This is a genomic window from Streptomyces sp. Wb2n-11 (assembly GCF_001049855.1).
Classification (GTDB): Bacteria; Actinomycetota; Actinomycetes; order Streptomycetales; family Streptomycetaceae; genus Streptomyces; species Streptomyces altiplanensis.
Genome location: NZ_CVPB01000001.1, coordinates 3,519,923 through 3,540,536 on the forward strand (window position 1 = coordinate 3,519,923; position 20,614 = coordinate 3,540,536).

The 20,614-nt window shown below is 68.9% G+C and carries 18 protein-coding genes, 2 tRNA genes and 2 pseudogenes; 7 read left to right on the top strand and 15 right to left on the bottom strand.

Annotated features, from left to right (window positions below; all coding sequences use genetic code 11):
- Positions 1 to 47 precede the first annotated feature (47 nt).
- From BN1555_RS15990 to BN1555_RS16005, 4 genes are all read right to left on the bottom strand, one after another.
- Positions 48 to 1,415: a class E sortase gene (locus tag BN1555_RS15990; RefSeq protein ID WP_093800026.1), complete on the bottom strand. Its 1,368-nt coding sequence runs from the start codon at positions 1,413 to 1,415 to the stop codon at positions 48 to 50.
- Entirely contained in the window at positions 1,412 to 2,050 is a 639-nt protein-coding gene (locus tag BN1555_RS15995; protein WP_093800027.1) for an aminodeoxychorismate/anthranilate synthase component II, read from the bottom strand. Before BN1555_RS15995 ends, BN1555_RS15990 begins: the two co-directional genes overlap by 4 nt.
- The gene (locus BN1555_RS38980; protein ID WP_093800028.1) at positions 2,047 to 2,217 is read right to left on the bottom strand and encodes a hypothetical protein; all 171 of its coding nucleotides are present in this window, start codon (positions 2,215 to 2,217) and stop codon (positions 2,047 to 2,049) included. The genes BN1555_RS15995 and BN1555_RS38980 overlap by 4 nt, the downstream gene beginning before the upstream one ends.
- A gap of 90 nt (positions 2,218 to 2,307) precedes the next feature.
- Entirely contained in the window at positions 2,308 to 3,075 is a 768-nt protein-coding gene (locus tag BN1555_RS16005; RefSeq protein ID WP_093800029.1) for a DUF881 domain-containing protein, read from the bottom strand.
- A gap of 144 nt (positions 3,076 to 3,219) precedes the next feature.
- Between BN1555_RS16005 and crgA the strand changes: the two genes are divergently transcribed.
- Positions 3,220 to 3,480 (top strand): cell division protein CrgA, encoded by a 261-nt coding sequence (crgA, locus tag BN1555_RS16010; protein WP_093800030.1) that lies wholly within the window; start codon positions 3,220 to 3,222, stop codon positions 3,478 to 3,480.
- A gap of 284 nt (positions 3,481 to 3,764) precedes the next feature.
- Here crgA and BN1555_RS16015 read toward each other — a convergent pair whose 3' ends face one another.
- Together BN1555_RS16015 and BN1555_RS16020 are read right to left on the bottom strand one after the other, a co-directional pair.
- Positions 3,765 to 4,610, bottom strand: coding sequence for a rhomboid family intramembrane serine protease (locus BN1555_RS16015; RefSeq protein ID WP_093800031.1), 846 nt, complete (start codon positions 4,608 to 4,610; stop codon positions 3,765 to 3,767).
- 142 nt (positions 4,611 to 4,752) lie between these two features.
- Entirely contained in the window at positions 4,753 to 5,280 is a 528-nt protein-coding gene (locus tag BN1555_RS16020; RefSeq protein ID WP_093800032.1) for a peptidylprolyl isomerase, read from the bottom strand.
- Between the two features lie 268 nt (positions 5,281 to 5,548).
- Here BN1555_RS16020 and BN1555_RS16025 point away from each other — a divergent pair, with 268 nt between their 5' ends.
- Entirely contained in the window at positions 5,549 to 6,253 is a 705-nt protein-coding gene (locus tag BN1555_RS16025; RefSeq protein WP_093800033.1) for a DUF5324 family protein, read from the top strand.
- Positions 6,254 to 6,462: 209 nt separating this feature from the next.
- Here the strand turns inward: BN1555_RS16025 and BN1555_RS16030 are convergent.
- Together BN1555_RS16030 and BN1555_RS16035 are read right to left on the bottom strand one after the other, a co-directional pair.
- A pseudogene (locus tag BN1555_RS16030) lies at positions 6,463 to 7,708 on the bottom strand (IS110 family transposase).
- 339 nt (positions 7,709 to 8,047) lie between these two features.
- A tRNA-Ala gene (locus BN1555_RS16035) sits at positions 8,048 to 8,120 on the bottom strand.
- 161 nt (positions 8,121 to 8,281) lie between these two features.
- On the opposite strand from BN1555_RS16035, the gene BN1555_RS16040 reads away from it, so the two are divergent.
- Together BN1555_RS16040 and BN1555_RS16045 are read left to right on the top strand one after the other, a co-directional pair.
- Positions 8,282 to 8,830, top strand: a complete 549-nt coding sequence (locus BN1555_RS16040; protein WP_093800034.1) for a helix-turn-helix domain-containing protein — start codon at positions 8,282 to 8,284, stop codon at positions 8,828 to 8,830.
- 31 nt (positions 8,831 to 8,861) lie between these two features.
- Complete coding sequence (locus tag BN1555_RS16045) at positions 8,862 to 10,235, top strand: serine/threonine-protein kinase (protein WP_093800035.1); 1,374 nt, start codon at positions 8,862 to 8,864, stop codon at positions 10,233 to 10,235.
- 21 nt (positions 10,236 to 10,256) lie between these two features.
- Here the strand turns inward: BN1555_RS16045 and BN1555_RS16050 are convergent, their stop codons facing one another.
- From BN1555_RS16050 to BN1555_RS41610, 3 genes are all read right to left on the bottom strand, one after another.
- Complete coding sequence (locus BN1555_RS16050; protein WP_176710047.1) at positions 10,257 to 11,636, bottom strand: hypothetical protein; 1,380 nt, start codon at positions 11,634 to 11,636, stop codon at positions 10,257 to 10,259.
- A gap of 265 nt (positions 11,637 to 11,901) precedes the next feature.
- Complete coding sequence (locus BN1555_RS39655; RefSeq protein WP_003958712.1) at positions 11,902 to 12,036, bottom strand: DLW-39 family protein; 135 nt, start codon at positions 12,034 to 12,036, stop codon at positions 11,902 to 11,904.
- 421 nt (positions 12,037 to 12,457) lie between these two features.
- Entirely contained in the window at positions 12,458 to 12,949 is a 492-nt protein-coding gene (locus BN1555_RS41610) for a WGxxGxxG family protein (RefSeq protein ID WP_369688977.1), read from the bottom strand.
- Between the two features lie 150 nt (positions 12,950 to 13,099).
- Between BN1555_RS41610 and BN1555_RS16060 the strand changes: the two are divergent.
- The 3 genes and pseudogenes from BN1555_RS16060 to BN1555_RS16070 form a co-directional block, all read left to right on the top strand.
- A pseudogene (locus BN1555_RS16060) lies at positions 13,100 to 13,309 on the top strand (replication initiation protein); the annotation flags it as partial.
- Between the two features lie 35 nt (positions 13,310 to 13,344).
- The gene (locus tag BN1555_RS16065; RefSeq protein ID WP_093800038.1) at positions 13,345 to 13,530 is read left to right on the top strand and encodes a helix-turn-helix domain-containing protein; all 186 of its coding nucleotides are present in this window, start codon (positions 13,345 to 13,347) and stop codon (positions 13,528 to 13,530) included.
- 329 nt (positions 13,531 to 13,859) lie between these two features.
- Positions 13,860 to 14,687, top strand: coding sequence for a tyrosine-type recombinase/integrase (locus BN1555_RS16070; RefSeq protein WP_255306052.1), 828 nt, complete (start codon positions 13,860 to 13,862; stop codon positions 14,685 to 14,687).
- A 55-nt stretch (positions 14,688 to 14,742) separates the two neighbouring features.
- Here BN1555_RS16070 and BN1555_RS16075 read toward each other — a convergent pair.
- From BN1555_RS16075 to gyrB, 4 genes are all read right to left on the bottom strand, one after another.
- Positions 14,743 to 14,819, bottom strand: a tRNA-Ile gene (locus BN1555_RS16075).
- A gap of 61 nt (positions 14,820 to 14,880) precedes the next feature.
- Complete coding sequence (locus tag BN1555_RS16080; RefSeq protein ID WP_093800039.1) at positions 14,881 to 15,468, bottom strand: DUF3566 domain-containing protein; 588 nt, start codon at positions 15,466 to 15,468, stop codon at positions 14,881 to 14,883.
- Positions 15,469 to 15,561: 93 nt separating this feature from the next.
- Positions 15,562 to 18,231 (bottom strand): DNA gyrase subunit A, encoded by a 2,670-nt coding sequence (gene gyrA, locus BN1555_RS16085; protein WP_093800040.1) that lies wholly within the window; start codon positions 18,229 to 18,231, stop codon positions 15,562 to 15,564.
- 49 nt (positions 18,232 to 18,280) lie between these two features.
- Positions 18,281 to 20,362: a DNA topoisomerase (ATP-hydrolyzing) subunit B gene (gene gyrB, locus BN1555_RS16090; RefSeq protein WP_093800041.1), complete on the bottom strand. Its 2,082-nt coding sequence runs from the start codon at positions 20,360 to 20,362 to the stop codon at positions 18,281 to 18,283.
- Positions 20,363 to 20,614 lie beyond the last annotated feature (252 nt).

Here is a 20,614-nt window from a genome sequence, read left to right on the forward strand (position 1 = left end):
GCACTCGTCCCCGTCCCTCGGTACTCTTACGTCCGGCCGACCCCGTCTCAGCCGACGAGTGCGTCGGGCTGCCCCTCACTGCGCGGCCGTTCGTCGACCATCTTGCCCCACACGATCATTCGGTACGTACTCGTGAATTCCGGTGTGCAGGTCGTCAGGGTGATGTACCGGCCGGGCCCGGTGAAGCCCGACCCCGGCGGCACCGGCCCGATCACGCCCACGTTCGAGGGCGGGGTCTGCGGCAGGATGCTCGCCATCTCGTACGTGTAGTACGTGTCCTGCGTCTCGACGACGATCGGGTCGCCCGGCTTCAGCCGGTTGATGTACCGGAACGGCTCGCCGTGGGTGTTGCGGTGCCCCGCGACCGCGAAGTTGCCCTGCCTGTCCGACGGCATGGCCGTCCTGAGCTTGCCCTCCGCGTAATGGCCGACCATGCCGTTGTCGAGGACCTTCTCCTTGTCGATGCCCTCGGCGATCGGCACGACGACGTCCAGCTTGGGGATGTGCATGATGGCGAAGCCCTGGCCCGGCTCGAACGCCCCGGCGGGTTTCCTGCCCTTCGCCCAGCCGTCCTGGATCTTGTCCGTCTCGTTGCCGGCGAACAGATCGGCCCGGACGTTCGTCCACCACAGCTGGTACGTGACGAACAGCAGCATCAGCACGCCGAGCGAGATGAAGGCCTCTCCGAAGAAACGGCTGGCGATGACGCCGGGGCTGTCTTTCGCGGCGCGGGCGGCGCGCCTGGCCTCCAGGCGGGAGCGCGGCGCCTCGGTGTTCCCCGCAGGAGCGCCCTTCGCCGGGGCGCCCCCGGCCGGGGTCCGGCCGCGGCTTCCCCGCCCCTTGGCGGCTCTGCGGCGCTCCGCGCGGCCACCGGTGGCCTCGACCGGCGGGGCGGGCGGTGCGACGGGGTCCGGTCCGGCCCCTGTCCCGGCTATCCGCCGGGTGTCGTCCGTCCGCAGGGCCACGGTCTCGTCGTCGTACACGGGCGCGGCGACGGCGGTGGGGACCGGCGTGGGCTCAGGGGCCGGTGCGGGCCGCCGGCCGCCGTACCAGTCCTGCGGGTGGTCCGAGTGGGGGTACCACTCCTGGGGCTGCTGGAGGGCCTGCTGGGGCTGTTGTACGGGCTGCTCGTACTGCTGCTGGGGGTGCTGCGACTGTTCGTGCTGCGGATGCGGCGCCCGGGACGGGGCCGGGGCCTGCTGCACCGTCGCCGACCGGAACCACGGCGAGGTCGGTCCCGAAACCGGGTCCGGGTCCGGCCCCGGGCCCGGCGGCTTCGCCTGCCCCGGCAGCGGATCGTTCAGCGGATCCGCGAGCTGCTCCACCGCCGCCTCGAACGCGCCTGCCGCCTCGTACGCGCCTTGCTCGTACGAGGCTCCCTGGCCGGCGTCGGGTTCGGGGCGGAGCGCTGTCACGCGGCGGCCTTGCCCACCACCGGCGCGAGCCCGGCCGACCGCTCCACCGCTCCCGGATCCCCGCACCGGGCGAGCCAGTTGGCCAGCATCAGGTGCCCGTGCTCGGTCAGCACCGACTCGGGGTGGAACTGCACGCCCTCGACCGGCAGGTCCCGGTGGCGCAGGCCCATGATGATCCCGTCGGCCGTCCGCGCGGTGACCTCCAGCTCGGCGGGCAGCGCCGCCGGCTCGGCGGACAGCGAGTGGTAGCGCGTCGCCGTGAAGGGAGAGGGCAGGCCGGCGAAGACGCCGGCGCCCTCGTGCGTCACCAGGGACGTCTTGCCGTGCAGCAGCTCGGGGGCCCGTCCCACCACACCGCCGTAGGCCACCGCCATCGACTGCATGCCCAGGCAGACGCCGAAGACCGGCACGTCCGTCGCGGCGCAGTGACGCACCATGTCGACGCACACGCCCGCCTGTTCGGGGGCTCCCGGACCCGGCGAGAGCAGCACGCCGTCGAAGCCGTCCTGGGCGTGGCTCAGCTCCACCTCGTCGTTGCGCAGCACGTCGCACTCGGCCCCGAGCTGGTACAGGTACTGGACCAGGTTGAAGACGAAGCTGTCGTAGTTGTCGACGACCAGGATCCGCGCGCTCACCGGCCCGACCCCCCGTCGACCGTCACGTCGTTGAACGGGAGCAGTGGCTCCGCCCACGGGAAGACGTGCTGGAACAGTGCGTAGACGACCGCCAGGATCAGTACGAGCGCGATCATCGCCCGTACCCATGCGTTGCCCGGCAGATGCCGCCAGATCCAGCCGTACATGCTGTCCCTTCCGTTCGGTCGAAACCCAGAGTAAAGGGCGACGGCGGGGACATGTGGGTCAGCTGCGCAATGCGCGTGGCTACTCGGCGGCTATCCGGCCGGCTTCGCGTAGTGGAGGTCCACCGCGCCCGAGTAGCCGGGGAGAGTCGTGGCCTCGTGCTCGTCGACCTTCCAGCCGAGACCGTACGCCTTCACGTACAGCTGGTAGTTCTGGAGCGCCGTGGAGGCCGTGAGCGCGCGCTGGAGCTCGTCCCGGTCGCCGACCGCCGTGACCTTGTACGGCGGCGAGTAGACGCGCCCCTGGAGGATCAGGGTGTTGCCGACGCAGCGCACCGCGCTGGTGGAGATCAGCCGCTGGTCCATGACCTTGATGCCCTTGGCACCGCCCTGCCAGAGAGCGTTGACGACGGCCTGGAGGTCCTGCTGGTGGATGACCAGGTCGTTGGGCTGGGGCTCGGGGTAGCCGGGGTTGGCCGTGGCGTTCGGCGGGGCGTCGTCGAGGGTGACGGTGAGGCCGGAGCCGGTGAGCTTCTTGGTGCCCGCGGAGCGCTCCAGCGCGTCGAGCTTCGCGTCCTCGGCCTGCGTACTGCTGTCGCCGCGCTGCGCGAGGGAGTCGACCCGGTCGCGTACGGACGCTGTCGACTCGTCCAGTTCCTTGTTCTTGTGGCTGCGCTGATCAATGAGGTCGGAGAGCTTCAGCAACGAGGCGTCTGTGCGGATGTTGGTGCCCTTGGCAGTATTGAAGCTGGTGACGAAAATGAGCCCGGCGAGCGCGAAGACACCGGCCGTCAGCAGCCTGACCGGCCGCAGGGCGGGACGCCGGGCGGGTTCGGTGGAGGAGTCGGCGGAATTGCTCAACGTACCCTTATCTCCTTCGGCGCCTCGGAAGCACTACGCTAACGGACGCCCGGGGGAGGCAGTGTTGTTCCCCGTCGCTCCCGCCCCAAGCGCCCGCCACAGTTACCTGCGCGGTCACGCAGCGCATCGACAGGAGAGTCCCTCGTGCCGAAGTCACGTATCCGCAAGAAGTCCGACTTCACGCCGCCCCCGCCCGCTGCGAAGCAGGCGACGAGCATCAAGCTGACGAACCGCAGCTGGGTGGCCCCGGTGATGTTGGCGCTCTTCCTCATCGGACTGGCCTGGATCGTGGTCTTCTACGTGACCGAGGGCGACCTCCCGGTCCAGAGCCTCGAGAACTGGAACATCGTGGTCGGGTTCGGCTTCATCGCCGCCGGCTTCGGAGTCTCGACCCAGTGGAAGTAGGGCTGCGCAAGCCTTGACCAGAGGTTATCCACAGCGTTGTCCACACGGTGGGGAAAGGTCAGACGATCTGTGGATAACTCACGGAGACGCTGATCACGGCGTGACTGCCCGAACCTTCCGAAGGCATACGGCCTGCCTCCTGTCGCCCCTTGTCCTGTCTGGGAAAACCCAGTTCAGCGACGAGGGGCACAGCTGTTCCCAGGCTGCTTCCGGACGCTTCCGCAGGCTTCCGCCCGAGTGCACAAGCTTCAGCACCCACTGTGGACAACCGACGCTGCTGACGCTCAGGTGAGCGTCGCTGTTCTCGCCACGATCAGGCCGACGGACACGAGCAGCACCAGCCCGCAGGCGCCGTACTGCACCAGCGCCCGGCGCTCGCGCGGGGCGTGCACCAGGGCGATCGCGACGAGGGTGCCGGCGACGAGGCCGCCGACGTGGGCCTGCCAGGCGATGTTGGCCCAGGTGAAGGTGAAGAGCAGGTTCAGCGCGAGGAGCACGAGAACCGGCTTCATGTCGTAGTTCATGCGGCGCATGAGGACGGCGGTCGCGCCGAGCAGCCCGAAGACGGCGCCGGAAGCGCCGAGAGAGGGCTGGTTCGGGGCGGCGATCAGATACGTGAGCGCGCTGCCCGCCAGACCCGACAGCAAGTAGAGCGCCAGGAAGCGGACACGTCCCAGAGCGGCTTCCAGTGGCCCGCCGAGCCACCACAGGCCCAGCATGTTGAACGCGATGTGCCAGATCTCCTGGTGCAGGAACATCGCGGTGAGCAGGCGGTACCACTCGCCGTCCGCGACCCCGACCACCTGCGAGGCCGCAGGGTCGATCGCGAGCCCGACGAGGTCGAGATCGTGGACGAGGTTCTCGCGCGAGCTCACGGCGATGAACAGCACCACGTTGATGGCCAGCAGGATCTTGGTGACCAGCCGCGGATCGGCGGATACGGCGCCTCCCGCCAGCGTGCGCGGCCGGCTCGCGTCCGGGGCGTGGCCCGTACCCGATCCTTCGCGGACGCAGTCGGGGCACTGGAAACCGACCGACGCGCTGATCATGCACTCCGGGCAGACCGGTCGCTCGCAGCGCGTGCAGCGGATGCCCGTCTCGCGGTCCGGGTGCCGGTAGCAGTGATCCATCGGTCCGTCCCCAGTTCCCTAGGTGTGGCTCTTGTCGGCGCGGCTCCGCTCGGCGCGCCACCCCGCCTATCCAGTACGGACGGGCGGGGCGGTTTGGTTCCCGGCCCCCGGTACTCGGCGGTCTCCGTGGTCCCAGCGGGTCTCAGCGGGTCTCGACGACGACCGAATCGATGACGACGTCCGTGACCGGGCGGTGGGTGCGCGCGTTGGTCTCCGTGGCCGCGATGCCGTCCACGACCTTCCGGCTCGCGGGGTCCGTGACCTCGCCGAAGATGGTGTGCTTGCGCGTCAGCCACATCGTCGGCGACACGGTGATGAAGAACTGCGAGCCGTTGGTGCCCGGCCCCGCGTTGGCCATCGCCAGCAGGTAGGGCCGGTCGAAGGCGAGATCGGGGTGGAACTCGTCCGCGAACTCGTAGCCGGGGCCGCCCGTGCCGTTGCCCAGCGGGTCACCGCCCTGGATCATGAAGTCACTGACCACCCGGTGGAAGACAGTGCCGTCGTACAGCCGGTCCGTGCTCTTGTGACCGGTTTCCGGGTTTGTCCACTCCCGCTCGCCCCGGGCGAGTTCGACGAAGTTCCTGACCGTTTTCGGCGCGTGGTTCGGCAGAAGCCGGATCTGGATGTCGCCCCGGTTGGTCTTCAGGGTGGCGTAGAGCTGCTCGGCCACGTTCTGCCTTCCATAAGTCTTCGATGACGGCTCCCGATCCTCCCACGGGCCGGTTTGCTACGAGTAACCGCCGAACCGGCACGCGAGACGGCGAAGCGTGACATCGTCGTTCAGAGGTTCCCCTTGCTCGGCATTGCCCTGAGATCACCCGAGTCGCCACCCATGACCCGGATGCCCGCTCGCACGTGCCGTGATGGGCCCCGGAAGGCATGATTTCGACATGTGTGGATAGGCGATATAGCGAAACGCCACCAAGGAGGAGGATCCAGTGACCCGCATCGACAGCGTGCGCGCCGCATCCGAATCGGCGAAGGAAAGCGTGCTGCACGCCGCGGAAGTGGTGGCGCCCTACGCCGGTACGGCCAAGGAACAGGCCACGCAATACGCGAACGAAGCCCGCGTACGGCTCGCGCCCAAGGTGTCCCAGGCAGCTCGCCAGGCCCGTGTCCAGTACGGCGCGCATGTGGCACCGCGCGTGGAGCAGGCCCTTGCCCAGGTGCCGCCGAAGGTCGACGTGGCCGCGCACCGGGCCGCCGTACGCACCCGGCACGCGGTCCGGCAGGCCGCCGACTACACCGTGCCGCGCGTGGAACACGCGATGGCGGTCGCGCAGCCCGTACGCGAGCAGGCAGCCGCGCGCAGTGCGGCCGCCGTGGCCGCGCTGCGCGGGCAGATCACGCAGAAGGAACTCCGCAAGCTCGTCAAGAAGCATGAGCGGCGGGCCAGGGCCGGCCGGCTGGCCAAGGGGCTCGCGGTCCTCGGCATGGTGGCGGGCGGCGCTTTCGCGGCCTGGAAGTGGTGGGACAAGCAGGCCAACCCGGACTGGCTGGTCGAGCCCCCCGCCGCCACCGAGGTCTCGGACCGCGCGCCGCTGACGTCGGTCGACGGCAGCGGTGAGGCGGCGCTGGACCCGGAGGTCGAGGCCAAGCAGGCCGAGGCCGAGACGGCGGAGCGCGACAAGAAGGACAACTGACGTCACGGCCCTGCGGGCCGGATGTGCACACGCAGCGCACGGGTGCCGGGCGGCCTTCGGGCCGCCCGGCACCCGTGCGCTGCGGCCGAAGTGGCCCACGTATCAAAAAATGCCCCTCTGACGCGTAAATAGCAGCAGGTCAGGGTGGGTGTGGGCAGGACTGGGTGCCCGCTGGCCGTTGAGGGCTGGCGGGTGTCCGGGTCTGCCGGTCAGGCTGCGGTCTCCCTTGGGTTGAAAGTGACGGTGTAGCCGAGCTGGTTGAGCTGGGTGATGGCCCGGCGGGTGGCGCGTTCGGGGTCGCGGCGGGTGAAGTAGTCGCCGCCGAGCTCTTGATAGGCGACGTTGTCGGTGAGCATGTGCCAGATCGCGGTGATGATCGAGTGTTCGACGGCGACGAGGGCCCGCAGGGGGCCGCGGCGGGCGGTGAGCCGTTTGTAGCGGGCGGCGAGGTAGGTGTCCTTGGTTCTTGACCGCGCCGAACGCGGCGAGGCCGAGGGCGCCTTTGAGGTAGGGGTTGCCGGGCCGGACCTTGGTGTTCTTGGTGCGGCCGGCGGACTCGTGGTGGCCGGGGCAGACTCCGGCCCAGGAAGCGAGGTGCTTGGCCGTCGCGAACCGGGTCATGTCCCCGCCGGTCTCCGCGATGATCACCTCGGCGACGTGCTGATTGATGCCAGGGACGGTGTCGAGCAGGTCGAGGGCGCCACGAAAGGGTGCCATCGCCTCCTCGATGCGCCCGGTGAGCTGGTCGATCATGACGGTGAGCTGGTCGTACTGGTCCAGGTGGAGGCGGGCCAGGAACGCGTGGTGCTCGCGGAAGCGTCCGGTCAGGGCCTCGGTGAGTTCGGGGATCTTGTTGCGGAGCTTGCGTTTGGCCAGGTCCGCGAGGACGTGCGGGTCGGCTTCGCCGCGGATGAGGGCTTCGAGCATGGCCCGGCCGGAGACGCCCATGATGTCGGCGGCGACCGCGGAGAGTTTGATGCCGGTGTCTTCCAGCAGCTTCTCCAGCCGCTGGACCACACGGCTCCGTTCGCGGGTGGCGGTGGTCCGGGCGCGAGTGAGGTCCCGTAGTTCACGGACCGGTTCGGGCGGCACGAAGGAGGGCCGGACCAGGCCGTGGGCGCCGAGTTGGGCCAGCCAGGCCGCGTCCGAGACGTCCGTCTTGCGGCCGGGCAGGTTCTTGACCTGCCGGGCGTTGACCAGGATCACGTTCAAGCCCTCGGCCAGCACGTAGTAGAAGGGCTTCCAGTAGTCCGACGTCGCCTCGATCACCACCAGCGTCACCCGTGCGGCGAGCAGATGGTCCCGCAGATCCAGGACCGCGTTGGTCGTCGATCCCCACGTCGTGGTCTCCGTTGTGAAAGACCCCCGCCGCTTCGTACTCGGGGTACGGACACAAGCCTTGGCGTCTTTCTTGCTGATGTCGAGGCCGGCGCAGCGTTCGTGCAGCACGTCCACGGCACTTGCTCCCTCCCTGGCTGACGGACCCGTCGTATGCCGTTCCGGGAGGGCCAGGGTGAATCAGGAATTCTGACGCACGTGCTTCGCAGCAACACTCCACGGTTCCCGTGGACGGCCCCCAGCACCACGCTGACCTGCGAGCTCAGGGGCATCACAGAGGCATCGGTTTCGGCCGGAACGAACCCCACCACGATCCCGAACCGAGACCAGCCCGCGTCAGGGCAGACAGAAGCACCTCCGGCGCGCGCCACGGGATTTACCACGCCCCCGGCGCGCACCGAAGGTGCGCTGGATCGCTGACCTGCGGAAACAGGCCAGAGGGGCATATCTGCGACGTGGAGCCTAGGAGATTCGAACTCCTGACATCTGCCTTGCAAAGGCAGCGCTCTACCAACTGAGCTAAGGCCCCGGGACGGGTGGACGTGACCGGCTGAACCGCACCGTGACCACCGCCGCAGAACAGAGTACCGGGTCTCCCCCCGGATCCTGCAAAAAGATATGGGACTCCCCGTCCGCGACCACGCTCCGTAAGATGCTCGGCGAGGTTCGCAGCAGCGAAGGGGAGACGCAATGGATACAGCGCAGCAAGAGGCGACGGCCAGAGCCAGAGAGCTTCAACGCAGTTGGTACGGCGAGCCGTTGGGGGCGCTCTTCCGTCGGCTGATCGACGATCTGGGCCTGAATCAGGCCAGGCTCGCCGCGGTGCTCGGGCTGTCCGCGCCCATGCTGTCCCAGCTGATGAGCGGCCAGCGCGCCAAGATCGGGAATCCGGCCGTGGTGCAGCGTGTCCAGGCTCTGCAGGACCTGGCCGGCCAGGTCGCCGACGGCAGCGTCAGCGCCGCCGAGGCCACCGGCCGAATGGAAGAGATCAAGAAGTCCCAGGGCGGCTCCGTGCTCAACAACACCAGCCAGACCACCGCGAGTTCCGGAGCGCCGACCGTGCGCCGCGTGGTGCGCGAGATCCAGTCGCTGCTGCGCTCGGTGGCGGCGGCCGGCGACATCATAGATGCGGCGGACACCCTCGCCCCGACCCATCCGGAACTGGCAGAGTTCCTCCGGGTCTACGGCGCCGGACGCACCGCTGACGCGGTCGCCCACTACGAGGCACACCAGAGCTGATCCGAGCGGACCGGGGAGCGGGAGCAGCGCAATGGGTGAGGTCTTCGCCGGTCGGTACGAGCTGATCGACCCGATCGGACGCGGTGGAGCGGGAGCCGTCTGGCGGTCGTGGGACCACAGACGCCGCCGGTACGTGGCGGCCAAGGTTCTCCAGCAGAGCGACGCGCACGCCTTGCTGCGCTTCGTGCGCGAGCAGGCACTGCGGATCGACCACCCCCATGTCCTCGCCCCGGCCAGTTGGGCCGCGGACGACGACAAGGTGCTGTTCACCATGGACCTGGTGAGCGGCGGCTCGCTGGCCCATCTGATCGGGGACTACGGCCCGCTGCCGCCCCGCTTCGTCTGCACCCTCCTCGACCAGCTCCTCTCCGGTCTCGCCGCGGTGCACGCGGAAGGCGTCGTGCACCGCGACATCAAACCGGCCAACATCCTGCTGGAGGCCACCGGCACCGGGCGGCCGCACCTGCGGCTGTCCGACTTCGGCATCTCGATGCGCAAGGGCGAGCCCCGCCTCACCGAGACCGACTATGTGGTGGGGACGCCCGGCTACTTCGCGCCCGAGCAGATGACGGGCGCGGAGCCGGACTTCCCGGCCGACCTGTTCGCGGTCGGCCTGGTCGCCCTCTACCTGGTGCGGGGCCGGAAACCCGACTCCCGGGCCCTGGTGGAGCACTTCGCCGCGTACGGCACACCGGGCGCCCCGCAGGGCGTCCCGGAGCCGCTGTGGCAGGTCGTCGCCGGGATGCTGCAGCCCGATCCGCAGGCCAGGTTCCGGACGGCGACGGGCGCGCGCAAGGCGCTGACCGCCGCCGTCGAGATGCTCCCCGAACCGGCCCCCGACGAGGAGCCGGTGGAGGTCTTCGACCAGATCGGCCCGCTCCCGCCCGGCTTCGGCCCCCAAGGGCCTTCCACGCCCGCCCCCGGCCCCCAGGACTCCGTACAGGACAGCCACCGGGGCCACCAGCAGGCGCAGCCCGTACAGCGGCCGTCCTCCATGTCGGAGACGGGCAGCTTCCACCTGGCGCCTCCGCCGCGGCGGCAGCCCGCACCGCCGTCCCCGGCGGCGCAGCCGCCGGCTCCCCCCGGGCCGGTGCCCGTGCCGGCGTCCCCTTCCGCCCCCGCGTCCGCGCATGCGGCCTCCCCCCTCCCCGACGCGGCGCAGGGCCCCTCTCAGATCCCCGTGGGCGCGGCGCAGCACGAACAAGCCCTTACTCGTCCTTACACCGCTCGCGGTCCGGAGGTTCCCGCTCCGGCTCCACCTGCCCCGTCGGCCCCGCACGGCGCCCACGCCTTCGTCCAGACCCCGCGCAGGCGGCCGGGACCGCCCCCGAAGGTGACGGTCCCGGTGCTGCTGCTGGCACTGGCCTGTTTCGCGGTGGGCATCTGGGCCCTGGCGCAGAGCTGACCGGCTCAGGGCCGGGACCGCCTACCAGGCGGCAGGCAGCCCGTACCCCGCAGGCTCCTGGCTGTCCTGGCCCGGGCCACCGCCCGGCTCCGCGCCAGGGCCCCCACCGGGCCCCGCAGGCTGCGGCCCTGCCGCCGCGCGCCGCCTGGCGACGAGCGTCCACACCCCGAGCCCGAGCACCAGCACGGTGCCCGTACCGATCCCGGACACCCCGACGAGCCGCATCGTGGCGCTCCTCTCCGCCGCGGAGGTGCTCTGTCCGCTCTCCGCCGCGCTCAGGTCCTCGTCGGTGACCTGGAAGTCACCGGCAGGCCCCTCATAGGCGGGGGCGCCCTTCCCCCTGCCGCCCTCGACGTTCAGCCGCAGGGAGAGCCCGAGGGCTTGTGGCCCGAACTCCTTCTCCACCTCCGGACTCAGACTGACCCTCAGGTAGTACCAGCCCGCGAACCGCATCCCGTTGACGGAATCCGACGAGTCGAAGCGGTTCTCGTACGCCACGGGCGGCAGCGGATCCAGTACGGACGACTTCTGCCTGCCGTCGTACGCCACGTCGGTCGCACTGTCGACGAGCCCCCGCGCCGGGTTGTACAGCGCCATGGTGAGCGCGTGGGACACATACCCCTCGCCGGCCGCGCTGCCGAGGTCCGCACTGGCGAAGAGCTGCTGTCCCCAGTCGACCGGCACCTTGTAGAACAGCGTCTCGCCGGGCTTGATCCTGTCCTGCCATTCGCCCTGTTCGAGCCCGGGCGCGCTGAAGAAACTCGTCCCGCCCCTGCGCTCCCGGGGCCCGGCGCCGGGCGGCGCCGGCGAGCCGCTGGGCCAGTTCTCGGGTGCCGCCGTCGCTCCGCCCGCCTTCACCCGGGGTTCCGTCAGGTGGCGGATCTCCAGCTCCCACGGCTCGCTCGACGAGGTGTCCGCGCCGGTCCGCTCGACGAGCGCGTAGTACGTGTCGGCCCCCTGGCAGGAGGCGTCCTCCTCGACGGTCCGGTGGGCGTACGTCCCGATCGGCCGCGCGAACTCCGCGGAGCCGAACCGCGCGGTGTCGGAGCTGCACGAGTTGCCGTCGCGGTCCTGCAGCGTCACCTTGAGCTCGTCGGCGTACGCGACCTTCGTGCCCGTTCCCGGCACGGCCGTCGCCGACACATAGGCGTTGGACTCCGCGCCGAGTTCCAGCCGGTAGAAGAGCTTGCCGCCCGGCCCGATCGAGTCCCGGTACGTCCCGCCCGGCTCCAGCCGCTCGGCTTCGGTGCTGATCGCCGCGCCCTCGACCGGCTTCGCCGACGGTTCGTAGGCGTACGGGCCGGGCCCCTCCGCGGCCCCGGCCTGCGCCGGCAGCGTCACCACCGCGCACAGCGCCGCCACCGCGCCGAGCCCCGCCCTGCCCATGCTGCGCCGCCTCATCACGCGCCACCCCTCGTCGTCCGCAGTGCCCGACCATCCTGCCCCGCGGGCCCCGGTGCTGTCTGCGTGAGCCACCGGTCGCACCGCGCACACCCCCGGGCCGCTTGCTTTCGCACACAGGAGATGCGCTCAGGCGGGTTGAGGAGAAAGTGCGTCACGGCTCCGCGGCGACCCACGCGACCCACGCGACCCGTTCGGCCGTCCCCCGGACAGCACGAAGCCCCGGCCGCTCAGCGACCGGGGCCCGTGCTGGGACTACTGGGTCTCACACACCCGAACCTGCGGGCACGGAGTCAGTCGCCTCCGTCCACAGATCCTGCTCGGCGCGATCCGCCTGGATCTGGCGGTACACGAGGAGCCCGCCGATGGCGGCCAGTGCGACCAGGAGAAGCTTCTTCACCGCGCGACCTCGTCTTTCCTTGACGTAGGGGACTTCTGGCGCCCGACTATACACACCGACCGATATCGATCGGTTACCTAGTTCCCACCCAACTGAGGCGTGGCACACAGCAGTCAATCCGCCCCGCGTCGCCCCGACGCGTACACATCACCACGGCACGGGAGGGCGGAACGCGGAAGGCCCGGCAGATCTTTCGATCTGCCGGGCCTTCGACCTTTTCAGGTCCGTGGTGGGGCCAACAGGATTTGAGCCTGTGGCCTCGTCCTTATCAGGTCGATCATGAGGGCGGATCGACGCCGCTCGGCCTGAGCCACGCTGGTAAGAGCGGTGCACAGAGACACGTCGTCAACCGGCTCCATTCGCCCCTGTTGGTGTCAGGCACTGAGGACAGCCAGGAGGACAGTCCTGACGGGCGCCCGACTCAAGGACGATCATCCGGGTACGCGCCACCGGTCCCTGTGCCGCGACGGGTTCCCGTGTCGTGTGTCTTACGCCGACGGGGGATGAGACCGAGCAAACCCAGAAGACCGGTGAGACCCCAAAGACCCCACCCCCCATCGTCATCGTCCTTGTTGTCATCCTGCGCTTGACTCTGGGTGGCCTGCACGGTGGCCGCCTGGGCCACCACCGGCGTCTGCGCTTCCGCGGTGACCGCAGCGGGTCCCGCAAGAAGAGCGGCGGACAGGAGAGCACCGATAGTCACGCGACGCATAGTTCCTCCTTGAGTAACCCATAAGATGGGTCTTGTTCTCATATCACGTGATTTCGGAGAGGTGCGCAACCCCGGCAGGCACCACGGCTCCTTCCGAAGCGCGGTGGAGCCCATTTCCCGGGCCCTGCGTCCAGCAGGGCCATTCGGCCGAATGGGTGACCGAGTGGAGCGCCCCCGCCCACCACTCATCCCAGCTCCCATCCCGTCCACCGTCGACCCACACACCGTGGAGCGGGCGTGGTTCACAAGGGCGTCCAGGTGGAGCGCGCCACTGTACGAACGACCTGGACGCCCTGGGCCGCGTCTGCTCGGCTCTGCCTGGGTCGACGGCGGACGGGGTGGGAGCTTCCCCGCGCCGACTACCGCGCCGCCCAAGGGCGGCGCGAACGCGGCTTACCAGACCCGGACGACGACCAGGAGGGCTCCACCCTCGTGATCGCCCACTGGGCCTACGCCGGACACGGCCGCACACCCGGCGAATCCTGGCTCGCCGCCAGCATCGCCCGCGACATCGAGACCAACCGCGACACCGCACGGGGGGGCCACCGCACGGGGGCCTGAGGGACCTTCCCGAGCACGACGGCATGGGGGCTGGGATGACTGACGAACTGCTGACCGTCCCGGAGGTCATGGCTCGGCTCAAGGTCGGCCGCACGACGGTCCACGACCTGATCCGCACGCACCGCCTGCCCTCGCTGACGATCGGACGGAGCCGTCGCATTCCGGCTGAGGGCCTGCGGGTGTATCTCGCTTCGCGACTCCAGTACGAGGAGGCTGCCTGATGGCCAAGCGTCGCCCCGACGATGGGGAACGGTCACCAAGCGGAAGGACGGCCGCCATCAGGGAGCTGCCTACGTCACCAACACAGACGGCCACCGCGTCCGGAAGTTCGTCTACGGCGCCACGTATGACGAAGCCTCCGAGAAGCTCGGCACGTCGCAGGACCAGGAGCGGAACGGAATCCCTGTGCCCTCCCGCTCGTGGAGCCTCGGCGAGTGGCTGACCTACTGGCTTGAGCACATCGTAGAGCCGGAACGCGAGCACAACACCTACGTGAAGTACGAGTCCAAGGTCCGGCTCTACCTGATTGCCCCACCTTGGCAAGAAGCCCTTGGTCAAGCTCACGCCCGCCCGGATCCGTACGTTCATGGCGACGCCGAAGCGTCAGGAGGTCGGCGTCGCTACCCGCTTCGAGGTGCTGCGCATCCTCAGGAACGGGTTCAACCGGGCGATGCGTGAGGAGCTGCTGACGCACAACGTCGCACTGCTCGTAGACATGCCCAAGGTCAGTAAGGACAAGGCCAAGCCCTGGAACGCCCATGAGGCGATCACCTTCCTGCGGTCTGCTCGGGTTCACCGCTTCTACGCGGCCGGCGTCCTGGTGCTCGTCCTCGGGTTACGGCGGAGCGAGGTTCCCGGTCTGCGTTGGCAGGGCATCGACTTCGGGAATCGGCAGTTCACTCCGGTCAAGCAGGTGCAGCGCGAGAAGGGCGTGGGCCTGGTCCTCAAGGACCTCAGGACCGAGTCCTCACAGGCCGTTCTGCCCCTGCCCGAACTCTGTGCTCGCGCCCTGGAAGAGCGCCGGGAGCCGCAAGAACTGGAGCGGAAAATCGTAGGTGCCGACTGGACTCGGGAGCCGGACCATGACGTGATCTTCTCGTCGGAGCGTGGCGGCCTGACCGACCCGCTGGGCTTCTCCCGGACCTTCGACCGGTTGGTGACTCGGGCCGGTGTCCGCCGTATCACGGTCCGCCTCGCCCGGCACACCTGTGGCACTCTGCTCGCCTTGCTGAAGGTGCATCCCAAGGTCGCTTGGGCGATTCTGCGCCACACCCGGATCAGCATGACGATGGATGTCTACACCCATGGGGTCGGCGACGGGGAGCGGGAAGCCGTATCCATGCTCGCCGGGCTGCTGGAAGACCCACTCATCGGCTGATGTCAGCCGGAGATGTCAAAGACCCCCAACCGTGATCGGCTGGGGGTCTTTGCGCTGGTGGGGCTAACAGGATTTGAACCTGTGGCCTCATCCTTATCAGGGATGCGCTCTAACCAACTGAGCTATAGCCCCGCGCTGCCCCTGAAGATTAGCGCACCTCGGGGGCAGTACCAAAATCGGCTCCGTCGCCCGTCTACTCGTCCTCGGCCAGCGTCAGCTCGACGCCGCCCACGAAGCCCGCCGACAGGTTGTAGATGAACGCACCCAGCGTCGCGAGCGCCGTGGCGAGCACCACGTCGATCATCGCGATGACCGACGCGAAGATCAGCACGCGCGGCAGCGAAAGGAAGGACTGCAGGTCGAAGCCGTTGCTCTCGTTGGAGCCCGTCGCCTCGCTGATCGTCCCGCCCACCGTGGAGAAGACGCCCATCGCGTCCATGACCATCCACAGCACCGCGGCGGCCACCACCGTGCAGATGCCCAGCGCGATGGAGAGCAGGAAGCTCACCTTCATCACCGACCACGGGTCGGCCCTGGCCACCCGCAGCCTCGCCTTGCGCGTACGCGGCGTCGTACGCGCCCCGGTCCGCGGCAGGCGCACCGCGGCGGCGTCCGGCTGCTGCCCGCCCTGCGTACCGCCGCCCTGGGGCGACGGGTACGCCTGCGGCGGGTGATACGGCTGCGCTGTCTGGTCCTTCCCCTGCGGCTCGCGCTCACCGGGCAACGGCCCGCTCGCGTACCCGTCGTAACCCTGGGGCTGAGGCCCTCGCGTATCGGTCACAGTCCCCCCCTGGGAGTCCGTGGCAGAGCCACGGGCACGGGGTGCTCCAGATTCGGAAGCGGCCGCTCCGGCGCCCGTGGCTCCACTCACGCTTTACTCCTCGTGCTGCCCGGCCGAAGGCGCTGCGCCCTCGGCGGATGAGGGCACTGTGCCCTCGACGGATTCGGCAACCTCGACCGCGACACCTTCGGACCCGTCGACATCGGCCGCATCGACATCGGCCCCTTCGGAGCCTTCGACCTCTTCAGCCTCACGACCGGCCTCGGCGTTGCGCGCGATACCGACAACGGCATCGCGCTTGCCCAGGTTGATCAGTTGGACGCCCATGGTGTCACGGCCCGTCTCCCTGACTTCGTTGACTCGCGTACGAATCACACCACCGCCGAGCGTGATGGCGAGGATCTCGTCCGTCTCCTCGACCACCAGCGCGCCGACCAGCGAGCCCCGGTCCTCCACGATCTTGGCGGCCTTGATACCCAGGCCACCACGACCCTGAACGCGGTACTCGTCGACGGGAGTCCGCTTCGCGTACCCACCATCGGTGGCAGTGAAGACGAACGTACCGGCCCGCACGACATTCATCGAGAGCAGTTCGTCCCCTTCGCGGAAACTCATGCCCTTCACACCGGAAGTCGCACGCCCCATCGGCCGCAGCGCCTCGTCGGTCGCCGTGAACCGGATCGACTGCGCCTTCTTGCTGACCAGCAGAAGATCGTCCTCGGCCGACACCAGCTCCGCGCCGATCAGCTCGTCGTCGGCACCGTCCGCGGTCTCCCGCAGGTTGATCGCGATGACACCACCCGAACGCGGCGAGTCGTAGTCCTTCAGCGGCGTCTTCTTCACCAGGCCGCCCTTGGTGGCCAGGATCAGGTACGGCGCCGCGTCGTAGTCACGGATCGCGAGGATCTCCGCGATCTGCTCGTCCGGCTGGAAAGCGAGCAGGTTCGCGACGTGCTGCCCGCGCGCGTCCCGGCCGGCGTCGGGAAGCTCGTACGCCTTCGCCCGGTAGACCCGGCCCTTGTTCGTGAAGAACAGCAGCCAGTGGTGCGTCGTCGACACGAAGAAGTGGTCGACGATGTCGTCCTCCTTCAGCTTCGTCCCGCGCACACCCTTGCCGCCGCGCTTCTGCGACCGGTAGTCGTCCGTCTTCGTGCGCTTCACATAACCGCCACGCGTGATCGTGACGACGATGTCCTCCTCGGCGATCAGGTCCTCGATGGACATGTCACCGTCGAAGGGCACCAGCTTGGACCGCCGGTCGTCACCGAACTTGTCGACGATCGCGGCCAGCTCCTCGCTGATGATCTGCCGCTGACGCTCCGGCGAGGCGAGGATCGCGTTGTACTCGTTGATCTTCGCCTGAAGCTCGTCGTGCTCCGCGACGATCTTCTGGCGCTCCAGAGCCGCCAGCCGGCGCAGCTGCATCTCCAGGATCGCATTCGCCTGGATGTCGTCGATCGACAGCAGGTCCATCAGGCCCCCGCGCGCCACATCCACGGTCTGGCTGCGCCGGATCAGCGCGATGACCTCGTCGATCGCGTCCAGCGCCTTGAGCAGGCCGCGCAGGATGTGCGCCCGCTCCTCCGCCTTGCGCAGGCGGAACCGCGTACGCCGGACGATGACCTCGATCTGGTGCGTCACCCAGTGCCTGATGAAGGCGTCCAGCGACAGCGTGCGCGGCACACCGTCCACCAGCGCCAGCATGTTCGCACCGAAGTTCGTCTGCAGGTCGGTGTGCTTGTAGAGGTTGTTCAGGACGACCTTCGCGACCGCGTCCCGCTTCAGCACGATGACCAGGCGCTGCCCGGTACGCGAAGACGTCTCGTCACGGACGTCCGCGATGCCGCCGATCTTGCCGTCCTTCACCAGGTCGGCGATCTTCTGCGCGAGGTTGTCCGGGTTGGTCTGGTACGGGAGCTCCGTGACCACCAGGCACTGGCGGTTCTGGATCTCCTCGACCGCCACCACCGCGCGCATCGTGATCGAGCCGCGGCCCGTCCGGTACGCGTCCTCGATGCCCTTACGGCCCACCACCAGCGCACCGGTCGGGAAGTCGGGGCCCTTGATGCGCTCCATCAGCGCGTCGAGCAGCTCCTCGTGCCCCGCGTCCGGGTTCTCCAGGAACCACTGCGCGCCGGCCGCCACCTCCCGCAGGTTGTGCGGCGGGATGTTGGTGGCCATACCGACCGCGATACCCGCCGAACCGTTGATCAGCAGGTTCGGGAAGCGCGCCGGCAGGACCGTCGGCTCCTGGTTGCGGCCGTCGTAGTTGTCCTGGAAGTCGACGGTCTCCTCGTCGATGTCCCGGACCATCTCCATGGCCAGCGGCATCATCTTGCACTCGGTGTACCGCATCGCCGCGGCCGGGTCGTTGCCCGGAGAGCCGAAGTTGCCGTTGGAGTCCACCAGCGGCATCCGCATCGACCAGTGCTGCGCCAGGCGCACCAGGGCGTCGTAGATCGAGGAGTCGCCGTGCGGGTGGTACGTACCCATGACGTCGCCGACGACACGGGCGCACTTGTAGAAGCCCTTCTCGGGCCGGTAGCCGCCGTCGTACATCGCGTACAGCACACGGCGGTGCACGGGCTTGAGACCGTCCCGCACGTCGGGCAGCGCACGCGACACGATGACGGACATCGCGTAGTCGAGATACGAACGCTGCATCTCCGTCTCGAGCCCCACGGGCTCGACACGCATGCCCACGCCCTCGACGGCGGGCACCTCTTCGGGCGTCACAGGGGCAGGGGTGTTCTCGTCGGCCATTACTGGTCAAAGTCCTTTCGAGCTGCGGCTGGTGGCGTACACGGCCGACTCAGATGTCGAGGAAGCGGACGTCCTTGGCGTTGCGCTGGATGAACGAGCGCCGCGCCTCGACGTCCTCACCCATCAGCACCGAGAACAGGTCGTCGGCCTGCGCCGCGTCGTCCAGGGTCACCTGGCCGAGGACCCGGTGGTCCACGTCCATCGTGGTGATGCGCAGCTCTTCGGCGTTCATCTCGCCGAGACCCTTGAAGCGCTGGATCGAGTCGTCCCGCACCCGCTTGCCGTTCTGCTTGCCGAGCTCGACGAGCGCGTCGCGCTCACGGTCCGAGTACGCGTACTCGAAGTCGTCCCGGCCCCACTTGATCTTGAACAGCGGCGGACGCGACAGGTACACGTGTCCCGCCTCGACCAGCGGCCGCATGAAGCGGAACAGGAACGTCAGCAGCAGCGTGTTGATGTGCTGACCGTCGACGTCGGCGTCCGCCATCAGAATGATCTTGTGATAGCGGAGCTTCTCGATGTCGAAGTCCTCGTGCACACCGGTACCGAACGCCGAGATCAGCGCCTGCACCTCGGTGTTCTGCAGGATCTTGTCGATCCGCGCCTTCTCGACGTTCAGGATCTTGCCGCGGATCGGCAGGATGGCCTGGTACATCGGGTTGCGCCCGGACTTCGCCGAACCACCGGCCGAGTCGCCCTCGACGATGAAGATCTCGCACTGCGTCGGGTCGTTCGACTGGCAGTCACTGAGCTTGCCCGGCAGCGACGCCGACTCCAGCAGGCCCTTGCGACGCGTCAGGTCGCGCGCCTTGCGGGCCGCGACACGCGCCGTGGCCGCCTGGATCGCCTTGCGGATGATGTCCGCGGCCTCGTTCGGATTGCGGTCGAACCAGTCGTTGAGGTGCTCGTGCACGACCTTCTGCACGAAGGTCTTCGCCTCCGTGTTGCCCAGCTTGGTCTTCGTCTGGCCCTCGAACTGCGGCTCGCCCAGCTTCACCGAGATGATCGCCGTCAGGCCCTCGCGGATGTCCTCACCGGCGAGGTTGTCGTCCTTCTCGCGCAGGAACTTCTTCTCGCGCGCGTAGCGGTTCACCAGACCCGTCATCGCCGCGCGGAAGCCCTCCTCGTGCGTACCGCCCTCGTGCGTGTGGATCGTGTTCGCGAAGGAGTACACACCCTCCGTGTACTGCGAGTTCCACTGCATCGCGATCTCGACCGAGAGCATCCGCTCCTTGTCCTCGGCCTCGACGTCGATGACGGTCGGGTGGATCAGCTCACCCTTGCGCGAGTTCAGGTACTTCACGAAGTCGACGATGCCGCCCTCGTAGTGGTACTCCACCGTCCGCGCCGGCTGCTCCTCCGCCGCCTCGGCGTCGGGGTCGTCGGCGCCGACCGTGGCCTTCGCGGACTCGCGCTCGTCGGTGAGCGTGATCGTCAGGCCCTTGTTGAGGAAGGCCATCTCCTGGAAGCGGCGCGAGAGCGTCTCGAAGGAGTAGTCGGTCGTCTCGAAGATGTCCGGGTCGGCCCAGAACGTGACCGAGGTGCCGGTCTCGTCGGTCTCCTCGTGTTGCGCGAGGGGCGCGGTGGGGACGCCCATCTTGTAGTCCTGCGTCCAGCGGTGGCCGTCGGTCCTGACCTCCACCGAGACCCGGGTGGAGAGGGCGTTGACGACGGAGACGCCGACGCCGTGCAGACCGCCGGAGACCGCATAGCCGCCGCCGCCGAACTTGCCGCCCGCGTGGAGGACCGTCAGCACGACCTCCACGGCCGGCTTGCCCTCGGACGGGACGATGCCGACGGGGATGCCGCGGCCGTTGTCGACGACGCGGACGCCGCCGTCGGCCAGGATCGTCACGTGGATGGTGTCCGCGTGGCCGGCCAGGGCCTCGTCGACCGAGTTGTCGACGACCTCCTGCACCATGTGGTGCAGACCACGCTCACCGGTCGAGCCGATGTACATGCCGGGGCGCTTGCGGACCGCGTCCAGACCCTCGAGCACGGTGATCGCGCTGGCGTCGTACGGCGAGGAGCCCTGCGGTGCGGCCTCGCCGTTCTCACCGGCATCAGTGGACGGAATGTTCTCGTTGGGGTCGCCGGAATCGGCCACGAAGCGCCCTTTCTGGCACAGCACGAGCCGAAACCCCGACAAACGGGACCGGCCGCGTCGTTCTGTATAAGTCGACGTGTCCCGCAAGCGAGCGGGATTCCGTACCAGTCTACCGGTAGCACTGACACTCATGGGGGTTTGCCGGTACCTGAGTACCCATGTGCCGTCCTGAACCGGCGTCGTCCGACTCCCCATATCCAGGAAGGGGCTCCAAGAGGCTCACGCGGGCACCCAGCGCTTCCGGCTGTCAAGGACCCATCACCGTGAGGGACACCT

What these genes read in the sequence shown, in the direction of transcription:
- BN1555_RS38980 (WP_093800028.1), bottom strand. Translation starts at nt 2,217, where the DNA reads ATGTACGGCTGGATCTGGCGGCATCTGCCGGGCAACGCATGGGTACGG.
- BN1555_RS16040 (WP_093800034.1), top strand. Translation starts at nt 8,282, where the DNA reads ATGGATACAGCGCAGCAAGAGGCGACGGCCAGAGCCAGAGAGCTTCAA.
- BN1555_RS16065 (WP_093800038.1), top strand. Translation starts at nt 13,345, where the DNA reads ATGACTGACGAACTGCTGACCGTCCCGGAGGTCATGGCTCGGCTCAAG.
- BN1555_RS16015 (WP_093800031.1), bottom strand. Translation starts at nt 4,610, where the DNA reads ATGGATCACTGCTACCGGCACCCGGACCGCGAGACGGGCATCCGCTGC.
- BN1555_RS41610 (WP_369688977.1), bottom strand. Translation starts at nt 12,949, where the DNA reads ATGGGAGCTGGGATGAGTGGTGGGCGGGGGCGCTCCACTCGGTCACCC.
- BN1555_RS16045 (WP_093800035.1), top strand. Translation starts at nt 8,862, where the DNA reads ATGGGTGAGGTCTTCGCCGGTCGGTACGAGCTGATCGACCCGATCGGA.
- BN1555_RS16050 (WP_176710047.1), bottom strand. Translation starts at nt 11,636, where the DNA reads ATGAGGCGGCGCAGCATGGGCAGGGCGGGGCTCGGCGCGGTGGCGGCG.
- gyrA (WP_093800040.1), bottom strand. Translation starts at nt 18,231, where the DNA reads ATGGCCGACGAGAACACCCCTGCCCCTGTGACGCCCGAAGAGGTGCCC.